Source organism: Arenimonas malthae CC-JY-1, from assembly GCF_000747075.1.
In the GTDB taxonomy this organism is placed as follows: Bacteria; Pseudomonadota; Gammaproteobacteria; order Xanthomonadales; family Xanthomonadaceae; genus Arenimonas; species Arenimonas malthae.
Genome location: NZ_AVCH01000036.1, coordinates 1 through 2,188, shown reverse-complemented (window position 1 = coordinate 2,188; position 2,188 = coordinate 1). Strand labels below are relative to the sequence as shown.

The window sequence follows — 2,188 nt, the reverse complement described above, 5'->3', positions numbered from 1 at the left end:
TCGGCCGAACCGTCGCAGGAGGGGGCGGCGGCGCGCCCGGCCTCGGCATGACCGGCGGCGGCGCGCATTTCGGCCTTGGGCAGGGTGGTGCAGCCGGCCAGCGCCAGCAGGAGCAGGGGGAGGAGCAGGCGGGGGGTCATGGTTGCCCAGACTGCCGCAGACGCACCCGGAAGTCGAAGCCCACGCCGTCCTGCAGCCACACCCGGTAAGCCACCATTCCGAATTCGCGCCGGCTGACCACGCCGGAAACGTGGATGTCGCAGTCGTAGCCGGGGGCCTCGCAGCCGGACGGGTCCATCTGGAAACGCACGGGCCGCGCCACGCCGCGCAGCTCCAGTTCGCCGGCCATCCAGCCGCCCTCGCGGGACAGCTCGGGCGGGAAGGGCTCGGAGCGGAAGCGGATGGCGGGATGGCGGGCCACGTCCAGGAATTTTTCCGAACGCATCGAGCGGTCCATCCAGCCCGGGCCCTCGAGCACGAGGCGGGTGGCGTCCAGGCGCACGTGCACCTGCAGGCGGCCGTCGGGGTGGCGCTCGAGGCGCCCGTCGAAATCCTGGAAGCGACCCTGCACCCGGCCACCGACGCGCAGGTCCACGGTGATGGCGGCGCGCGAGGCCAGCGGGTCGATTTCAGGCACGGGCGTGTCCGCGGCGGCGGGGGGCGCCGCCAGCCAGCCGGCGGCCAGCAAGGCCAGGCAGGCGCCGGCCCGGGCCGCCCTCATCCCGTCACGGCCACCAGAAGGCGGTGAGCTGGGCGATGCCGGGTTCGAGCGCGGCGTCGGCCGGCATGGTCAGCACGGCCACGCCGCCCGCGGGCATGCCGCGGAAGTCGCCGGACTGGCCCGAGCTGAGCAGGGCCGCCAGCTGTTCGAAGCCGGGGTTGTGGCCGACCATCAGCACGCGGGCCAGGTCGCGGTGTTCGTCGGCGACCTGGATCAGCCGGCCGGGCGTGGCGTCGTAGATGCGCGGCTCCTGCTTGCACTCGACGTAGCCGAGCGCGGCCATGACGGTTTCGCAGGTCTCGCGGGTACGGCGGGCCGGCGAACACAGCACGCGGTCGGGCAGGTAACCGTGGTCGCGCAGCCAGCGGCCGGCGGCTTCGGCCTCGGCCTGGCCCTGCAGCGACAGCGGGCGGTCCAGGTCGTCCAGGCCCGGTGCGGGCGGTTCGGCGTGGGCGTGGCGGAGCAGGATCAGTTCGCGCATGACCTTCCTTGTCGCGTCAGAGGGATTTCTTGAGCCAGCGAAGCAGCGGCGCCCAGTCTTCCTGGTGGCTGCGCACCTGTTCGGAGTGGTAGTCGAAGATGCTCTTGCCCAGGCCGCACAGCAGCACGTAGGCCTGGGTGTCGCGCAGTTCGGCCACCAGCGGGTAGGGCCAGGACTTGAGCTGGGCGATGGCCTGCTGGGAGGCGCCGGTCCAGGGCTTGAGGCGGTTGCCGACGATGCCGACCGGCAGCTTGCCCTTCTTCACCCGCGGGTGGGTGACCAGGCTGTTGAGGAAGGGCACCGTGGCCTCGAGGTCGATGGCCGAAGGCAGCACCGGCACGACGACCGCGTCGGCCATGTCGAGGAAAGCCTGCAGGTCGTCGGCCATGGCACCGGCGGGGGCGTCGATGACCAGGCGCTGGATGCCTTCCGGCAGCTGTTTGTCCCAGTTGCGCTTGCAGCCGTCGAGCGGCAGCACCGCGGTTTCCAGGTGGGCGCGCTTTTCGCACCAGTGGGTCGAGGACTTCTGCTTGTCGGCGTCGAGGATGGCGGTGGCCTTGCCCTCCACCGCGAAGTGCGCGGCAAGGTGGGTGGCGACCGTGGACTTGCCGGCGCCTCCCTTCGAGCTCGCGACCAGGATCGTGCGCATGCCGTGCCTCCGCTACCGGGACTGCCTTGCACTCTACCCCGCCCGGCGCGGGCGAGGAAGGCGGCCGAGCAGAAACTCTAGGCCGCTGTGTGACGGTGCGGAGACCGGCCGTGGCGAGCCCGCGCCGGCCCCATTCCACCTCGCGGAGGGCGCATGCCAGCACCCCCGGCCCCGGGCCTGCATTCCCCGGCGTTCGAGCGCGACAGCTGCGGTTTCGGGCTGATCGCGCAGCTCGACGACCGGCCGTCGCGGGCGCTGGTGGACGCCGGCCTGCAGGCGCTGGCGCGGCTGGCCCACCGCGGCGCGGTGGCCGCCGACGGCCTGAGCGGCGACGGCT

Annotated in this window: 4 protein-coding genes; 1 reads left to right on the top strand and 3 read right to left on the bottom strand. The window is 72.8% G+C overall.

Features of this window, described 5'->3' with window-relative positions:
- Positions 1 to 136: 136 nt before the first annotated feature.
- Genes N790_RS02915 through N790_RS02905 form a run of 3 tightly spaced genes read right to left on the bottom strand, consistent with a single transcriptional unit; the run spans position 137 to position 1,851 of the window.
- On the bottom strand, positions 137 to 721 hold the full coding sequence (locus N790_RS02915; RefSeq protein WP_084062575.1) for a YceI family protein: 585 nt from the start codon (positions 719 to 721) through the stop codon (positions 137 to 139).
- A 4-nt stretch (positions 722 to 725) separates the two neighbouring features.
- Positions 726 to 1,202, bottom strand: coding sequence for a SixA phosphatase family protein (locus N790_RS02910; RefSeq protein WP_043800495.1), 477 nt, complete (start codon positions 1,200 to 1,202; stop codon positions 726 to 728).
- A gap of 16 nt (positions 1,203 to 1,218) precedes the next feature.
- Complete coding sequence (locus N790_RS02905) at positions 1,219 to 1,851, bottom strand: ParA family protein (protein ID WP_043800492.1); 633 nt, start codon at positions 1,849 to 1,851, stop codon at positions 1,219 to 1,221.
- Between the two features lie 153 nt (positions 1,852 to 2,004).
- Here N790_RS02905 and N790_RS02900 point away from each other — a divergent pair.
- Positions 2,005 to 2,188: hypothetical protein (locus N790_RS02900; RefSeq protein ID WP_043800489.1), on the top strand; the 184-nt coding region annotated here is incomplete at its 3' end.